The organism is Sphingomonas sp. STIS6.2 (assembly GCF_000732685.2).
Classification (GTDB): Bacteria; Pseudomonadota; Alphaproteobacteria; order Sphingomonadales; family Sphingomonadaceae; genus Sphingomonas; species Sphingomonas aerolata.
On sequence record NZ_JPDP02000005.1, the window covers coordinates 1 to 15,387 of the forward strand.

A 15,387-nucleotide genomic window follows, 5' to 3' on the forward strand; every position below is an offset into this window, starting at 1 on the left:
GGCGTCGCGACCCTCGACGGCTTCGGACAGTTCGGGCGGGCCGCACTGGCCGCGGCGGGCGGTCTGATCGCGTATCTCGAACATAATGCGAAGGGCGCGCTGCCCTTCCTGCGGCCGCCGCGAATCGGGCGGGCAGCACAGGTGATGGCGATCGACGCCGCGACGCGGGAAAGCCTCGAACTGACCTGCACCACCGGCGGCGTCCGCAAGGGAAGCCTGCTCGACGCGGTCGATCGTACCGTCACCGGTGCCGGTGCGCGGCTTCTCGGTGCCGATCTCGGAGCGCCCCTGATGGACAAGGCCGCGATCGACGCGCGGCTCGACCTTGTCCGGCTGTTCCATGACGACCAGGCGCTGCGCGAACGGTTGCGCGCGACGCTGCGCGCGCTGCCGGACATCGGCCGGGCGCTTGGCCGCCTCGCCGCGGGTCGAGGATCACCGCGCGATCTGGGCCAGTTGCGCGACGGTCTCGGCGGCGCCTGGAACCTGGGGGAGCGGCTCGATGCACTTACCGATCCGCCGCGCCTGCTCAGCGACGTCGCACCGCTGTTGCGCGGGCATGGCAGCCTGATCGACCTGTTGAAGCGCGCGCTGGTACCATCGCCACCGATCGAAGCCTCTGACGGGGGGTATATCGCGGCGGGATATGACGCCGCTCTCGACGACCTGCGCGATACCGGCGCTGGGGGACGCCGCGCGATCGCCGCACTGGAGGCCGAGTTCCGCACCTCGACTGGCGTGTCCGCGCTGAAGATCCGGCACAATGGCGTGCTCGGCTATCATGTCGAAGTCCCTGCACGGGCTGCCGATTCGCTGATGAAGCCCGACAGCGGTTTCACACACCGCCAGACGCTCGCAGGTGTCGTACGCTTCAACACGCCCGCGCTGCACGATGTTGCAACGAAGGTGTCGCAAGCGGGTGCGCATGCCACGGCGGCGGAGTCGGCGCATCTCGAGGACCTCACCGCGCGGGCGCTCGCAGGGCGCGAGGCGATCGCCGCGACCGCCGACGCGCTCGCCCGGCTCGATGTCGCCGCCGGTCTCGCCGAGCGCGCAGCCGAGGGGCAATGGTCGCGCCCGATCCTGGTCGACCATGCCTGTTTCGAGATCGAAGGAGGCCGCCACCCGGTCGTCGAGGCCGCCGTCGCCAAGTCTGGCGACCGGTTCGTCGCCAACGACTGCAACCTGTCGGAATCCTCGCGACTGTGGCTCGTCACGGGGCCGAACATGGGCGGCAAATCGACCTTCCTGCGCCAGAATGCACTGATTGCGGTCCTGGCGCAGGCCGGAAGCTATGTGCCGGCGACCAAGGCCACGCTGGGTCTCGTCGACCGATTGTTCAGTCGCGTCGGCGCGTCGGACAATCTCGCGCGCGGCCGTTCGACCTTCATGGTCGAAATGGTCGAAACCGCTGCGATCCTCGCGCAGGCGACGCCGCGGAGCTTCGTGATCCTCGACGAGGTCGGTCGTGGCACCTCCACCTATGACGGCCTCGCGATCGCCTGGGCCGTGGTCGAGGCGATCCATGAGGACAATCGGTGCCGCTGCCTGTTCGCGACGCATTATCATGAGTTGACCCGGCTCGCCGAACGCTGCGAAGCGCTGTCGCTGCATCACGTTCGCGCGCGCGAGTGGAAGGGCGAACTCGTCCTGCTCCACGAACTCGCCGACGGGCCGGCGGATCGCAGCTACGGCCTGGCCGTCGCGCGCCTCGCCGGCATGCCGCCGGTCACTGTGCAGCGTGCGAAAGCGGTGCTTGCCAAACTGGAAGCCGGGCGTGCCAAATCTGGCGGTCTGGCGGCGGGGCTGGATGATCTTCCGCTGTTCGCGGCCGCCGCGCAGATCGAGGAGGTGGCCTGCGACGTGCTGCGCGAAGACCTGGCGAAGCTCGACATCGATGCGATGAGCCCACGCGACGCGCTCGACGCGCTCTACCGGTTGAAGGCGCTCGCGACCGAGGGCTGAGCGCAAACCCGGCGAAAACCACAGCATCGCCGATACTTGCCCCTGGCCTGCAGGCCCATCGCGCGGCGTCCTAGTATCACATGCAAGACGGATGCTACGCGCCGGCCGAATCATTGGAGCATGGGCTTTGAGCGGACACGGGCACGGGCATGCGGGACACGGGCACGGGCATGCACACGGGCATGCGGGACATGGGCACGGACATGCACACAGCCATGCTCCGGCATCGTTCGACCGCGCGTTTGCGATCGGGATCGGGCTCAACGTGGCGTTTGTCGCGGTCGAGGCCTTGGTCGGATTGCGGATCAACTCGGTTTCGCTGCTCGCGGACGCCGGGCACAATCTCTCCGATGTGCTGGGCCTGGTCGTCGCCTGGGGCGGGACGATGCTCGCGCGAACCGAGCCGACCAAGCGCTTTACCTATGGGCTGAAGGGATCGACGATCCTTGCGGCGTTGACCAACGCGCTGCTGTTGCTCGTCGCGCTCGGGGCGATCCTGCTGGAAGCGACACAGCGTTTCGCAGATCCGACGCCCACGGCGGGCCTGACCGTGTCGATGGTGGCCGGGATCGGCATCGCGGTGAATGCGATCACCGCCTGGATGTTCGCGCGCGGTCGCAAGGGGGACGTCAACATCCGTGGCGCCTATCTGCACATGGCCGCGGACGCGCTGGTATCGGCGGGGGTCGTGATCGCGGGCGTGCTGATCTGGCAGACCGGGATCTCATGGATCGACCCGGCGGTCTCCATCGTCATCGCGGTCCTGATCTTCTGGCAAACCTGGGGATTGCTGCGTGAGACCGTCGAAATGGCGCTGTCCGCGGTGCCGCGCGGGATCGAATTCGACCAGGTCGACGAGGCGCTATGCACCCTGCCCGGCGTGACGGCGATCCATGATCTGCACATCTGGCCGATGAGCACGACGGAGCCCGTCCTGACCGCGCACCTGATCATGCCGGGCGGCCATCCCGGCGATCCGTTCCTCACCGCGACCCGCACGATGCTGCAGGAGCGTTTCGGGATCGGCCATGCCACGTTGCAGGTCGAGACGGGCGACGGTCAGCCATGCTCGATGACGCGCCACACGGCGATATGAACCTTTAGGGCGTTGCGCGGGTTATCCTAGTATAGTTCTGGAGTAATACCCGATGAAGAAGCATTTTATCGCTGCATTGATGTCCGTTGCCGTCGTCGCCCCCGCAATGGTGCCTGTCGAAGCCGCTGCCCAGCGCCATGACGACCGCCGGGGCCATGACGACCGCCGGAACAACGACTCGCGCCGTGGCAACGACCGCAACTGGCGCGGTGACGATCGCAACTGGGATCCTTCGCGCAGCTATCAGAACGGCAATTACCGCGAGCGTCGTCTCGGCCGCAATGATCGCATCTATCGCGGCAACGATGGCCGGGCCTATTGCAAGCGCAACGATGGCACGACCGGGCTTGTGATCGGCGCACTCGGTGGCGGCGTTCTTGCCAATCTGATCGGCGGCGGCACGCTTGGAACGCTGGCGGGTGCCGGTGGCGGTGCACTGCTCGGACGGTCGGTCGACCGCGGTAACGTCAAGTGCCGCTGAGCTTTTTTGCTCGGTAAATGAAGATGCGGCGGCCGAGCGATCGGCCGCCGTTATTGTGTCTGCCTCAGCCGGTTGAACTTAATAAGCGCGAGCCACCGCAAACTCGACCGCTTCGATCATCGCGTCCTTCGCCTCGCCATTGGCAAAGCCCGCAATCGAATCGATCGCCCGCTGACCATAATGCCGCGCCCGCGCAAACGTGTCGTCGATCGCGCGGGTTGCCCGGATCAGGCGCACGGCATGCTGCAGGTCGGCATCGGTGTCACGACGCCCCTCGACCGCATCCCTCCAGAATTGACGATCCTCGGCCGACCCGCGCGCATAGGCGAGGATCACCGGCAGGGTCATCTTGCCTTCGCGGAAATCGTCGCCCGCATCCTTGCCCATCGTATCCGCATCCGAAACATAGTCGATCGCGTCGTCGACAAGCTGGAAAGCGATCCCGAGGTTGCGGCCATAGGCGTCGAGTGCCGCCTCTTCATTCTCGGGCCGATCGGCCACCACGGCAGCGATTCGGCAGGCGGCAGCGAACAGCGCTGCGGTCTTTGCGCCGATGATGTCGAGATAGCGCTCCTCGCCCAGATCGACGCGGCGGGCCGCCGTCAGCTGGTTGACCTCGCCCTCGGCGATGACCGCGCTGGTCGATGAAAGGATCTTGAGCGCCTTCAGGCTGCCCGCCTCGACCATGAGTTCGAAGCTGCGGCTGAACAGGAAGTCGCCGACCAGCACGCTGGCAGGATTGCCCCAGATGATGTTCGCCGTGCGGTTCCCACGCCGCAGGTCAGAGCCATCGACGACGTCGTCATGCAGCAACGTCGCGGTGTGGATGAATTCGACGGCCGCCGCGAGCAGGTGATGCTGCGTCCCGGCATAGTCCAGCAGCTGTGCACTTGCGAGCGTCAGCATCGGGCGCATCCGCTTGCCCCCGCCCGCGATCAGATGACCCGCCAGTTCGGGGATCAACGGAATATCGGAGGTCATGCGCGCGACGATCACCGCATTGACCTGGTCCATGTCGGTGGTGACGAGCTTGACCATCGGGTCCAGCGAAGGCTGTGGCCCGGGATTCGAACGAGGGGAGTCGAGGCGGTGGACGGTGGCGCTCATCTGCCCGTGCCTCTGACGGTTACGGCCTCGCAAAGCAACCCTTGCCGGCTTGGCAAACCCTCACCAAAAGGCAGGCGACGGCAATAGGTGGAGGTTACACGATGCCCGACGACCTGCTGAGCGGCTATCGCCAGAGCATCGACAACATCGATGCGGCACTGATTCATATGCTTGCCGAGCGATTTAAGGTGACGCAGGCGGTTGGCCGGCACAAGGCGGAGCACGGGCTGCCGGCTGCCGATCCCGGACGTGAGGAGCGTCAGATCGCGCGGTTGCGTCGGCTTGCCGAAGAAGCCCAGCTCGATCCGGAATTCTCCGAAAAGTTTTTGCGGTTCATCATCGACGAGGTGATCCGCCACCACCAGAAACTTTGCCAATGACGCGCTGGGCGGTGGTGGCCGATTGAATGATTCACGGCATCGCCAAGGGCGGCCGACATCTCCGCCAGGCCGCACTTCCCGTATATTCGCTTCAGCACAGCTTTATCGACCTGCACGCGCCGGTCGGTTAGGGGAGCGCGATGAGCTTCCTCCTCGCTATCGAAGGTGCCGACGGCGCCGGTAAGGCCACGGCCTCCGCACTGGTCGTCGAGCAGTTGCAGGCCGCCGGGCGCAGCGCCGCGGTCATTTCGTTCCCGCGCTATACGGACACGGTCGGCGGCTGGGCGCTGGGGGCGATGCTCGCGGGCACACTACCACGCGGCACGACGCCAAAGGCCGCCGCGGTGCTCTACGCGCTCGACCGGATGGAATCGCGCGATCACCTGATGGCAACGATGGCGGCGAACGACGTCGTCGTGTTCGACCGTTATATCGCGTCGAACATGGCGTATCAGGCGGCGCAGGTGCCCGTCGACGAAGCGGATACGATGATGGCTTGGATCGCGGATCTCGAGACGCGCAGCTTTGCCCTGCCGACGCCTGATCTGTCCGTCTACCTCGATACCCCGGCAGACATTGCACGCGGGCTGATCCGCCAGAAGCGCAAGCGATCCTATACCGACGATGCGTTCGACGCTTACGAAGCGGATACCGGGCTCCAGGACCGCGTCCGCGTCAACTATGCCGCGATGGCGGCGGCAGGGCTGCTCGGCCGCTGGGCGACCGTATCGACGGTCGAGGCCGGCGCTTCGCGACTGCCAGCGGACATTGCACGCGATATCGTTGCATTGCTGCGCTGAACGCCCCGGAAGGAGATCGGCATGGCCGTCACCGATATTGCCACGCGTACCTATGACCACGGCTTCCGGCTCGATCCGATCGTCCGCAGCCTGCTCGATACCGATTTCTACAAGCTGCTGATGTTGCAGATGATCCGTCACCTCCACCCGACCGTGCAGGCGACGTTCACCCTGATCAACCGCACGACGAACGTGCGGCTCGCGGATATCATCGACGAAGGCGAGCTGCGCGCACAGCTCGACCATGCGCGCACGGTACGATTCGGCAAGAAGGAGTTGATCTGGCTCGCGGGGAACAGCTTCTATGGCCAGGATCGCATGTTTGCGCCCGAATTCCTGCAGTGGCTCGCCGCCTTCCGGCTGCCCGAATACGAGCTGCAGACCGTCGACGGACAGTTCGAGCTGCGCTTCGAGGGCTGCTGGGCGGAAACGACGATGTGGGAAATCCCCGCCCTCGCGATCATAAATGAATTGCGCGCGCGCGCGGCGGTCCGCGATCGCGGACGTTTCGCGCTCGACGTGATCTATGCACGCGCGAAGGCCAAATTATGGGACAAGGTCGAACGGCTGAGGGATCTGCCCGATCTGGTCCTGTCCGACTTCGGCACGCGCCGCCGCCATGGCTTCCTGTGGCAACGCTGGTGCGTCGAGGCGCTCAAGGAAGGGCTTGGCAGCCGTTTCATCGGCACGTCGAACGTCTTGCTGGCGATGGACAACGATCTGGAAGCCATCGGCACCAACGCGCATGAATTGCCGATGGTCTATGCAGCACTGGCCGACGACGACCGGGGGATAGCGGATGCCCCCTACCGGGTGCTCGATGACTGGCGACGCCATTATGGCGGCAATCTGCTGATCGCGTTGCCCGACGCGTTCGGAACTAGCGCGTTCCTCGCCAACGCGCCCGACTGGGTCGCCGACTGGACGGGCTTCCGCCCCGACAGTGCGCCGCCGATCGCCGGTGGCGAAGCGATCATTGCCTGGTGGAAGGCACAGGGTCGCGACCCTAAAACGAGACTGCTGATCTTTTCGGACGGCATGGATGTCGACACGATCGAAGAGACATATCGGCAATTCCACGGCCGGGTGCGGATGAGTTTTGGCTGGGGGACCAATCTGACCAACGATTTCCGAGGGTGCGACCCCGATGGCATGGCCGGACTCGAGCCGATTTCGCTGGTTGCCAAGGTCACGCAGGCCAATGGACGCCCGGCGGTCAAGCTGTCGGACAATCCGGCCAAGGCGACCGGCGATCCGGGCGAGATTGCCCGGTACCTGAAAATCTTCGGCGACGAGGGCCGCACGAACGCGAAGGTCGCGGTCTAGACCCGTGCGACCGCCCTAAAATGGCCATGCCCTGCCGCCACGGGTAGCGCCCATGGCTGTTTCGCGATTCCCCCTCGGCGCGTCGATTACCCGGTCGGGACGCATCGCGCTGCTCTTCGCCGCGCTGCTGCCGCTCACCCCCGCACAGGCCGACCCTGCGGCCTTCGACCTGTCTGGTCCGGCGCTGAACGTCACGGTGACACACGGCGCGACGACATTGCCGATCGGGCAGGTACCCAATCTCAGCGAAGGCGACCGGATCGCGGTGAGTGCGGATTTACCCCGTGATCAGGGTGTCCATTACCTGCTGGTGGCCGCATTCCTGCGCGGCGCGACCAATCCGCCCCCCAAAAACTGGTTCACGCTGGCCAAGACGTGGGAGCGGAAGAAGAATACCCTCGACCTGACCGTGCCCGCGGGCGCACGCCAGCTGATCCTCTTCCTCGCGCCGGAAACCGGCGGGGGTTATGACTCGATCGTCGACGCCGTCCGCAAACAGCCCGGCGCGTTCGTCCGCGCCTCGCAGGAACTTAACCAGGCGTCGCTCGACCGCGCGCGGCTCGACACCTTCCTGGAGTCGATCCACCGCCTCGAGCGCACGCATCCCGAACGGATCGAAGCCGTATCGCCCGTCCTGACTCGCAGCCTGTCGATCACGCTCAAGGCCGAATGCCTCGAACAGGCGATAGATCTTCAGGCGGCCTGCCTGACGCAGAGCCGGAGCTCGCTGCTGCTGGCCGACAGTCACAGCGCATCGCTGACCGAAACCCTCGTCGGCGCCCCCACCGATCTGGCATTGCAACTCGCCGCAACACCCGAGGCCGGATACGGCTATTACAGCTCCTATATCGGCGTCGTTCGCGATCTTGCCCGGATTTTCGGTGCATTCCAGTCGACCCAGTTCCAGTATATTCCCGCCCTCGGCCGCGCGGCAGAGTCGCGCCTGTCGCTGTTGCTGAACGCCGCCCCCTCCTTTGCAAAGCCAAAGTCGGTCATGGTCGCGGCGCTTCCGGCGATCGAGGCGCCCGAGCCGCCGCCGCTGCGCACGATCGCGCCCGGTCGCGCGCTGTGTCGGGCACGAGAGGGTGTGCTGCTTCCGGTTGAAGGCGCGCCGCTGATCTATGCCACGCGCTATGCGCATGCCATGGCGGTGCGCGTGACGCGTGCCGACGGCAGCACGCTCGATCTCCCGGTCAGCGCCGATGTCGAACGCGGGGGTTTCCTTCTCGCCGGCCCGGGCAGCGACGGCGGCGAGGTGCGAGCTGGTTTTGACGCCACGCTTCATGGCGTATGGGGCTTCACCCCGTTCGACGGTCCACGCTTTCGCATCCAGAATCCGCGCGCGAACAGCTGGCGCGCGATCGAGGGCACCACAGTGATCGCCGGACGCGATAACAGCCTGACGATCGAGGGCGGAGCAGCCGCCTGTGTCGAGGACATCGCGCTCGCCCGCACGTCCGGCACGACCGAGCCGCTCAAATGGGCCGCATTGCCGGATGGCCGGATCACCGCAACGATCCCGAAGGCGCAGATCGCGGCGGGGCAGGTCAGCCTGCTCGTCCGCCAGCAGGGAATCGCTGACGTCGACACGATCGCCCTGACCGCCTTGACGGAGACGGGGCGGATCGACGCGTTCACGCTGCACGCCGGCGATCTTCATGGTGTCCTGACGGGCACGCGGCTCGACACCGTCGCCTCCCTGAGCGTCGATGGCGCGGTATTCAGCCCTGGTGCGGTGGTTCGAACCGGCAAAGCCGACGAACGCGTCATGACGGTCGACACGCCTGCTCCGGTCGCCGCCTGGACCGCAGACCAGGATCGATCGGGGCGGGTGACGCTGAAAGATGGTCGCGTGCTGCCGGTCACCGTGCATGTCGCTCTAGCGCGGCCTTCGGTCACACTCATCGACAAGACCATCGCCCCGGCGGCGCACGCAGCGTCGCTGCCGATCATATTGCCGTCGAGCACCGTCATGCCGCTCGATGCCAGCCTGACCTTTTCGCTCCGCGGCGCGGGGGCGACCCGGTTCAGCGGACGCGAACAGGTCGAGATCGCCACGGTCGACGGACGCGCGTCGACGGTCATCGCCGCAGCGAACGGCTACCGCGTCCAGAGTGCACAAGTCGCGATTGCGACGATCGAACCGGCCAGGGCGCTAGGCGTATCGGCCTATGGCCCGCTGCGATACCGCCTCCTGCAGGACGGTGCGGAAAGCGACTGGGCGCCGCTCATCACCCTCGTCCGCCTGCCCACACTGACGGGGGTGACTTGCGACAAGGGCGCGCCGCGGTGCCTGCTGAGCGGTGACGCGCTGTATCTGCTCGCCGCGGTTGGCGGAGACGCGCAGTTCACCGGCGTTGCGGCAATTCCTGACGGCTATACCGCCAGTACGGTCGCAATTCCGCGCCCGACCGACACGCTGTTCCTCAAGCTGCGCGACGACGATTCAGTCGTTGCGAGCGCCAAGCCGAACGTCGTCGACCGCTAGCCCAGCGAGGCGTCGAGCCTTGTCACCGATCCTTTGGCTCGCGTGAGAGGCGGGCCATCAGGATCGCGGCGCGCTTCGCCTGCCGGCGAATGCTCGCAAGGTCGACCGTCTCCCCCGGTGCATGATCCCCGCTGCTCGCGGTTCCAAGCCCGATCAGCCCGTCGACGTCACCCGCAACGAATGCAATGTCGCCCGCACCCCGCTTGAGCGGATCGAGCGCTGCCATCTCGGGCAGCCCCATGTCGCGATTGACCAGATTCAATCGGTCGAGCAGCGCGCGATTTCCCACCGTCGGCGGCATGGCGGGATACCCGCTTTCGAACCGGATCGTCGCATTCGTGCCGGGCGCATGCGCCGCGACGATCCGCTCCATCTTCGCACGGACCCGCATGGTCTGATCTTCGCTCAGCGTCCGAAAGTCGCCACGGGCCACCGCGGTTGCAGGGATGATATTGCCCTTGCCCGTCGCGCTCGCCCGGACGCCGTCGCTGTCGAGCGTCGCCGTCGCACCGCCCGCGACCACGCCCGTATTGAACGTAAGGTTGGGTTCGGGCAGATCCTTGCGAAATACCGCCAGGATCCGGGCCATCTCGTTGATGGCGCCGTCACCATAGGCGTCCGAGAAGATCAGCGACGAGTGCCCGGTCTTGCCCGACGTGGTGAGCACCCAACCGTTCGACGACCGCCGCGCGATCGATCCCATGTCGCGACCTTCGACGACCGACAGGCCTTCGAAGTCGAGCGCGACATTGGCGCGCTTGCCCGCTGCGATCAGATCGCCCCGCGCGATCGCCACCGGGTCGCCCGCATCTTCCTCATCGCCGGTCAGCACGATCTCGATATCGGCGGCGTCCAGCAGGCCGGCTGCCTTCATCGCCCGCAGCGCCGACAGCATCACGACGATCCCGCCCTTGTCGTCGCCCGCACCTGGCCCCGTCGCGCGCTCGCCTTCGCGTTCGAACCGTTGAAACGGCGAATCCTGCTCGAAAACGGTGTCGAGATGACCGATGAGCAACAGGCGTTTGGCGCCAGGCTTGCCCGGGTGCCGCGCGATCAGATGTCCCGCCCGCTGCGTCTGTGGCATCGGTTTCCAGGTCACCGCAAAGCCGAGGGGTTCGAGCTCAGCACGGACCATCACACCGACCTTGGCGACCCCTGCGAGGTTCATCGTGCCGCTGTTCTGGTCGACGAGCGTCTTGAGCAGTGCGATCGAGCGCTCATGCTCGGCGTCGACGGTCGCAACCGCCCGCATTTCTGCCGGCGTGAGGCGCGCCTGCGCTGCCCCTGCGAGAAGGATAACCCCGACCACCGTCGCGACCCACCGGAATTTCTGTCGTGCCATAAGCGTCTCAACTCCCTTGGCAGCATGAAAGCGGGGTTCGGCCGCCGCGTCCAGTGTCGGGAGATATGGTGGGCGCTGACGGGTTCGAACCGCCGACCTACTCGGTGTAAACGAGCCGCTCTACCAGCTGAGCTAAGCGCCCTCTCGGGATAAGACCCTGAGGTCGGGGTTCGATGCCAAAGCTGCGGCGTCGGGGCAAGCCCCAAAGCACATGCGTTCAGGCGATCCGCAGTTCGTTGCGCAGGACCGCGCCGAAATAGCCGCGCATTGCATCGCGCGCGGGCGGCGACAGCGCCATATAGGCGCGGCGGCGATCATGCGGATCGGGCTGACGTTCGAACAGCCCGCTATCGGTCATGCGCGCGATCCAGCGCAACGCCGTCGTGGGCGCGACGGCTGCGGCGATGCACAGGCTCGACACCGATACACGGCGCCGCTCGAGATCGGCGGCGTAGAGATCGAGCAGCATGTCCCAACCCGGATCCTCGAACAGCGTGCCGCCGAAAAACTGGTCGCGCAGCCGCCGCGCGCGGATCGCGCGTCGAATGTCGCTGGCGTCGTGTTGCGTCGCCCCGGGCGCCGCCTGATAGGCGACCGATCGATCGCCGACGATCGCCGGGGGATCGGACGATCGATCATGATCTGCCTGTGTCAGTCGGGCAAGCGCCTCGGCAATGCGCCCGACCTCCGCGCTTAGACGCTCCAGCCGGGCCCCGTCGCTTTCGCGGGTGACGTCGAAGACCCCGGCAGGCTGGCGCGATCGTTCGATCGCGATCGCCACCGCGGCCACGCACTCGCCGATCCCGGGATCGACGAGCAGCGATGTCGCACCGCCTAGCGTCAGTGCGGTGATCGCGTCGATCTGGTCGGGCCGCAGCGCGACCACCAGCGCAGCATCGGTATCGGCGGCCCAGGCCACGATCTGTGCCATCCGTTCGGCGAGCAGCGGTGCGTTGATCCCCACCGTATCGACCAGAATGATACGCGGTGTCGCGGACCGATCGAGCAAGACGTGCCAGTCGATCCGGGCAATCAGGCGCCCGCCCAGCGCACCCAGCGCGGTCGCGAGCCGATCCCCTGCCCCCGCACCGCCAAGGTCCGCAATCAGAACCGCAGCGGCACCGCCATCATAGCGTATGTCCGCCGATAGCGTGTCGATCGCCGTCATTGCCGCATCCCCCACCAGACGCGATTAGGCCATGGATCGTACCGGATTCACACGCCAAATGGGTCGGTTCTCGGCGGATCCGGCGGACAGGCGGACGCCGTCAGTCGAGCGCCTTGACGATGTCTTCGACCATCTTCTTCGCATCCGCCAGAAGCATCATCGTATTGTCGCGGTAGAACAAGTCGTTGTCGACACCGGCATAGCCGACCCCGCCCATCGACCGCTTGATGAACAGCACCGTCTTCGCCTTCTCGACGTCAAGCACCGGCATGCCATAGATTGGCGATGATTTGTCGGTCTTTGCCGCCGGGTTGGTGACGTCGTTCGCGCCGATCACGAAAGCCACGTCGGTCTGCGCGAATTCGCTGTTGATGTCCTCGAGCTCGAACACGTCGTCATAGGGCACGTTCGCCTCCGCAAGCAGGACGTTCATGTGGCCTGGCATGCGCCCGGCGACGGGGTGGATCGCGTATTTCACGCGCACCCCTTCCGCCTTCAGCTTGTCGCCCATCTCGCGCAGGACGTGTTGCGCCTGGGCGACCGCCATGCCGTAGCCGGGCACGATGACGACCTGTTCGGCCTGGCTCATCAGGAAGGCGGCGTCCTCCGCCGAACCGCGCTTCCACGGGCGGTCGGTGGCGGTCGCGGGGCCGCCGGCATCGGCGGACTGTCCGAACCCGCCGGCGATCACGCTGATGAAGCTGCGGTTCATCGCCCGGCACATGATGTAGCTGAGGATCGCGCCCGACGAGCCGACCAGCGCACCGGTGATGATCATCGCGGTATTGTGCAGCGTGAAGCCCATCGCCGCGGCCGCCCAGCCCGAATAGGAATTGAGCATGCTGACGACCACCGGCATGTCCGCGCCGCCGATCGGCACGATCAGCAGGAAGCCGATCACGAAGCTCAAGACCGTGATCGTCCAGAAGATCCAGGGCTCCTGATTGGTGACGAAATAGGCGATCAGCCCGAGGATCGCGGCAAGCAGCGCGATGTTGATGACGTGGCGCCCGGGCAGCATGATCGGCTTGCCGCCCATGTTGCCGTTGAGCTTAAGGAAGGCGATGACCGAGCCCGAGAAGGTGATCGCGCCGATCGCGACGCCCAGCCCCAGCTCGATCCGGCTGACCGGCCGGATGATCGCGACCGGATCGCCAAGCAGCGGGATCATCAGGTCCGAGATGCCGAATGCCTGCGGGTTGAGATAGGCCGCAACCCCGACCAGCACCGCGGCAAGCCCGACCAGCGAATGGAACGCAGCGACGAGCTGCGGCATCGCGGTCATCGCGATCCGCCGGGCAGTCACGAGCCCGATCGCGGCACCGATGCCGATCGCGACGACGATCTCCCAGATGCCGGCATTGAGGTGCGTGACCAGCGTCGTGACGACCGCGATGGTCATGCCGATCATGCCGAACCGGTTGCCGCGCTGGCTCGTCGCCGGGCTGGACAGACCACGCAGCGCGAGGATGAAACACATGCCGGCGACGAGATAGGCCAGCGCGACCCAGGGGTTCACGGCTACGTCATGCATCACTCAGTTCCCCTCGGATCCGTGACGGTCACTTGGCGACCGGCCGTTCCTTTTTCTTGTACATCGCCAGCATCCGCGCGGTGACTGCAAAGCCGCCGAAGATGTTGACGCTCGCCAGCACGACCGCGAGCAGCCCGAGATATTTCGCGACCGGCGATCCCGCTGCGGCGGACGCGATCAGCGCGCCGACGATGATCACGCTGGAAATCGCGTTGGTCACCGCCATCAGCGGCGTGTGGAGTGCGGGCGTCACCGACCAGACGACATAATAGCCGACGAAACAGGCCATGACGAAGATCGACAGGATCGCGATAAAGTCCATCTCAGCCCTCCTGAGCCCCGCGAATGTTGCGAATGTTGAGACGCAAACGGGGTTTTGTATCGTGCCGGGTCATGGCTGCAAACGCGGATTGACGACCGCGCCGTCGCGGGTCAGGCGGATCGCGTCGCCGATTTCCGCATCGAGCACCGGCCGCCCCGTATCCTTGTCCCAGAAGGCACTGAGAAAGTTGAACAAATTGCGGCTGAACAATGCACTGGCGTCGGCGGCGAGGCGGCTGGGGACGTTGCGATGGCCGACGATCCTGACGCCGTTCACCTCGACGATCTCGCCCGCGACGGCACCCTCGACATTGCCGCCCTGTTCAACCGCGAGATCGACGATCACCGAGCCGGGCTTCATGCTCGCGACCTGCGCGGCCGAGATCAGCCGCGGCGCGGGGCGGCCGGGGATCAGCGCGGTGGTGATGACGATGTCCTGCTTGGCGATGTGCCCGGAGACGAGTTCGGCCTGCGCGGCCTGATATTCGGGGCTCATCTCGCCCGCATAGCCGCCCGTCCCCTCGCCCTCGATCCCGGCGACGCTTTCGACGAAGATCGGTTTCGCGCCGAGCGACTGGATCTGTTCGCGCGTCGCGGCGCGGACGTCGGTGGCGGAGACCTGCGCCCCGAGCCGGCGCGCGGTCGCGATCGCCTGAAGCCCGGCGACGCCGACCCCCATCACGAACACGCGCGCGGCGCTGATCGTCCCCGCGGCGGTCATCATCATCGGAAAGGCCCGGCCATATTCGGCCGCGGCGTCGAGCACCGCCTTGTAGCCCGACAGGTTCGACTGCGAGGAGAGGATGTCCATCGACTGCGCGCGCGTGATCCGCGGCATGAACTCCATTGCCAGCGCCTCAAGGCCCGCCGCGGCATAGGCATCGACCCGGGCGCGCTCGCCAAAGGGATTGAAGCTCGCGACGACCCAGGCGCCGGGCGCGGCGCCTGCCAGCGTTGCCGGATCGGGCGCCTGCACGCCGAGCACGATGTCCGCACCCGAAATCGCCGCTGCCCGGTCGGTGACGCTCGCCCCCGCATCGGCATAGGCGGCGTCGGCGATCGACGCGGACTGGCCGGCCTCCGCCTCGACCGCGAGCGTCGCGCCCAGCGCGACGAACTTGCGGACGGTTTCTGGCGTCGCGGCAACCCGCCGCTCGCCGTCCACCTGCTCCTTGAGGACGGCGATCTTCATCGGATCAGGAAATCAGCCAGATGACGATCGCGACGATCACCGCACAGGCGATCGCGCCGATCTTCATCACGCCGATGACGCTGTCATAGGTCGCAGCATGACCCTTGATGTTTGCATCGTCCGCCATGATCCGTCCCTCGCCATTCTGTTATCGGAGCGACCTTATCGGGCCGGTGCCCCAGCCTCA

Annotated in this window: 14 protein-coding genes and 1 tRNA gene; 7 read left to right on the forward strand and 8 right to left on the reverse strand. The window is 66.2% G+C overall.

The features are described 5' to 3' along the window. The 3 genes from mutS to sphst_RS00675 form a co-directional block, all read left to right on the forward strand. A partial coding sequence (gene mutS / locus sphst_RS00665; protein WP_107045016.1) for a DNA mismatch repair protein MutS occupies window positions 1–1,965 on the forward strand: 1,965 nt, incomplete at its 5' end. Between the two features lie 127 nt (window positions 1,966–2,092). Then, complete coding sequence (locus sphst_RS00670; RefSeq protein ID WP_031395536.1) at window positions 2,093–3,061, forward strand: cation diffusion facilitator family transporter; 969 nt, start codon at window positions 2,093–2,095, stop codon at window positions 3,059–3,061. A gap of 52 nt (window positions 3,062–3,113) precedes the next feature. Then, window positions 3,114–3,542, forward strand: coding sequence for a glycine zipper 2TM domain-containing protein (locus tag sphst_RS00675; protein WP_031395535.1), 429 nt, complete (start codon window positions 3,114–3,116; stop codon window positions 3,540–3,542). A 78-nt stretch (window positions 3,543–3,620) separates the two neighbouring features. On the opposite strand, the gene sphst_RS00680 is transcribed toward sphst_RS00675, so the two are convergent. Next, window positions 3,621–4,649: a polyprenyl synthetase family protein gene (locus sphst_RS00680; RefSeq protein WP_031395534.1), complete on the reverse strand. Its 1,029-nt coding sequence runs from the start codon at window positions 4,647–4,649 to the stop codon at window positions 3,621–3,623. 101 nt (window positions 4,650–4,750) lie between these two features. Between sphst_RS00680 and sphst_RS00685 the strand changes: the two genes are divergently transcribed. The 4 genes from sphst_RS00685 to sphst_RS00700 all read left to right on the forward strand — a co-directional run bounded on the left by sphst_RS00685 (window position 4,751) and on the right by sphst_RS00700 (window position 9,643). Then, window positions 4,751–5,029, forward strand: coding sequence for a chorismate mutase (locus tag sphst_RS00685; RefSeq protein WP_031395533.1), 279 nt, complete (start codon window positions 4,751–4,753; stop codon window positions 5,027–5,029). Between the two features lie 140 nt (window positions 5,030–5,169). Further along, window positions 5,170–5,829 carry a thymidylate kinase gene (locus tag sphst_RS00690; protein ID WP_031395532.1) on the forward strand — a complete coding sequence of 220 codons (660 nt, stop codon included), beginning with the start codon at window positions 5,170–5,172 and terminating at the stop codon, window positions 5,827–5,829. A gap of 21 nt (window positions 5,830–5,850) precedes the next feature. After that, complete coding sequence (pncB, locus tag sphst_RS00695) at window positions 5,851–7,155, forward strand: nicotinate phosphoribosyltransferase (RefSeq protein WP_031395531.1); 1,305 nt, start codon at window positions 5,851–5,853, stop codon at window positions 7,153–7,155. A gap of 52 nt (window positions 7,156–7,207) precedes the next feature. Further along, entirely contained in the window at window positions 7,208–9,643 is a 2,436-nt protein-coding gene (locus tag sphst_RS00700; protein ID WP_031395530.1) for a hypothetical protein, read from the forward strand. Window positions 9,644–9,665: 22 nt separating this feature from the next. On the opposite strand, the gene sphst_RS00705 is transcribed toward sphst_RS00700, so the two are convergent. The 7 genes from sphst_RS00705 to sphst_RS00735 form a co-directional block, all read right to left on the reverse strand. Beyond that, complete coding sequence (locus sphst_RS00705) at window positions 9,666–10,985, reverse strand: M20/M25/M40 family metallo-hydrolase (protein WP_056406888.1); 1,320 nt, start codon at window positions 10,983–10,985, stop codon at window positions 9,666–9,668. Between the two features lie 66 nt (window positions 10,986–11,051). Continuing rightward, window positions 11,052–11,127 (reverse strand) — tRNA-Val (locus sphst_RS00710). 75 nt (window positions 11,128–11,202) lie between these two features. After that, window positions 11,203–12,153, reverse strand: a complete 951-nt coding sequence (locus sphst_RS00715) for a hypothetical protein (protein ID WP_043157284.1) — start codon at window positions 12,151–12,153, stop codon at window positions 11,203–11,205. A gap of 100 nt (window positions 12,154–12,253) precedes the next feature. Beyond that, a complete protein-coding gene (locus tag sphst_RS00720; protein ID WP_031394790.1) occupies window positions 12,254–13,687 on the reverse strand; it encodes an NAD(P)(+) transhydrogenase (Re/Si-specific) subunit beta in 1,434 nt (477 codons plus the stop codon). A 28-nt stretch (window positions 13,688–13,715) separates the two neighbouring features. Next, on the reverse strand, window positions 13,716–14,009 hold the full coding sequence (locus tag sphst_RS00725; protein WP_031394789.1) for an NAD(P) transhydrogenase subunit alpha: 294 nt from the start codon (window positions 14,007–14,009) through the stop codon (window positions 13,716–13,718). Between the two features lie 69 nt (window positions 14,010–14,078). Next, window positions 14,079–15,200 carry an NAD(P) transhydrogenase subunit alpha gene (locus sphst_RS00730; RefSeq protein WP_107045017.1) on the reverse strand — a complete coding sequence of 374 codons (1,122 nt, stop codon included), beginning with the start codon at window positions 15,198–15,200 and terminating at the stop codon, window positions 14,079–14,081. 4 nt (window positions 15,201–15,204) lie between these two features. Next, window positions 15,205–15,327, reverse strand: a complete 123-nt coding sequence (locus tag sphst_RS00735) for an aa3-type cytochrome c oxidase subunit IV (protein WP_031396100.1) — start codon at window positions 15,325–15,327, stop codon at window positions 15,205–15,207. Window positions 15,328–15,387: the final 60 nt, after the last annotated feature.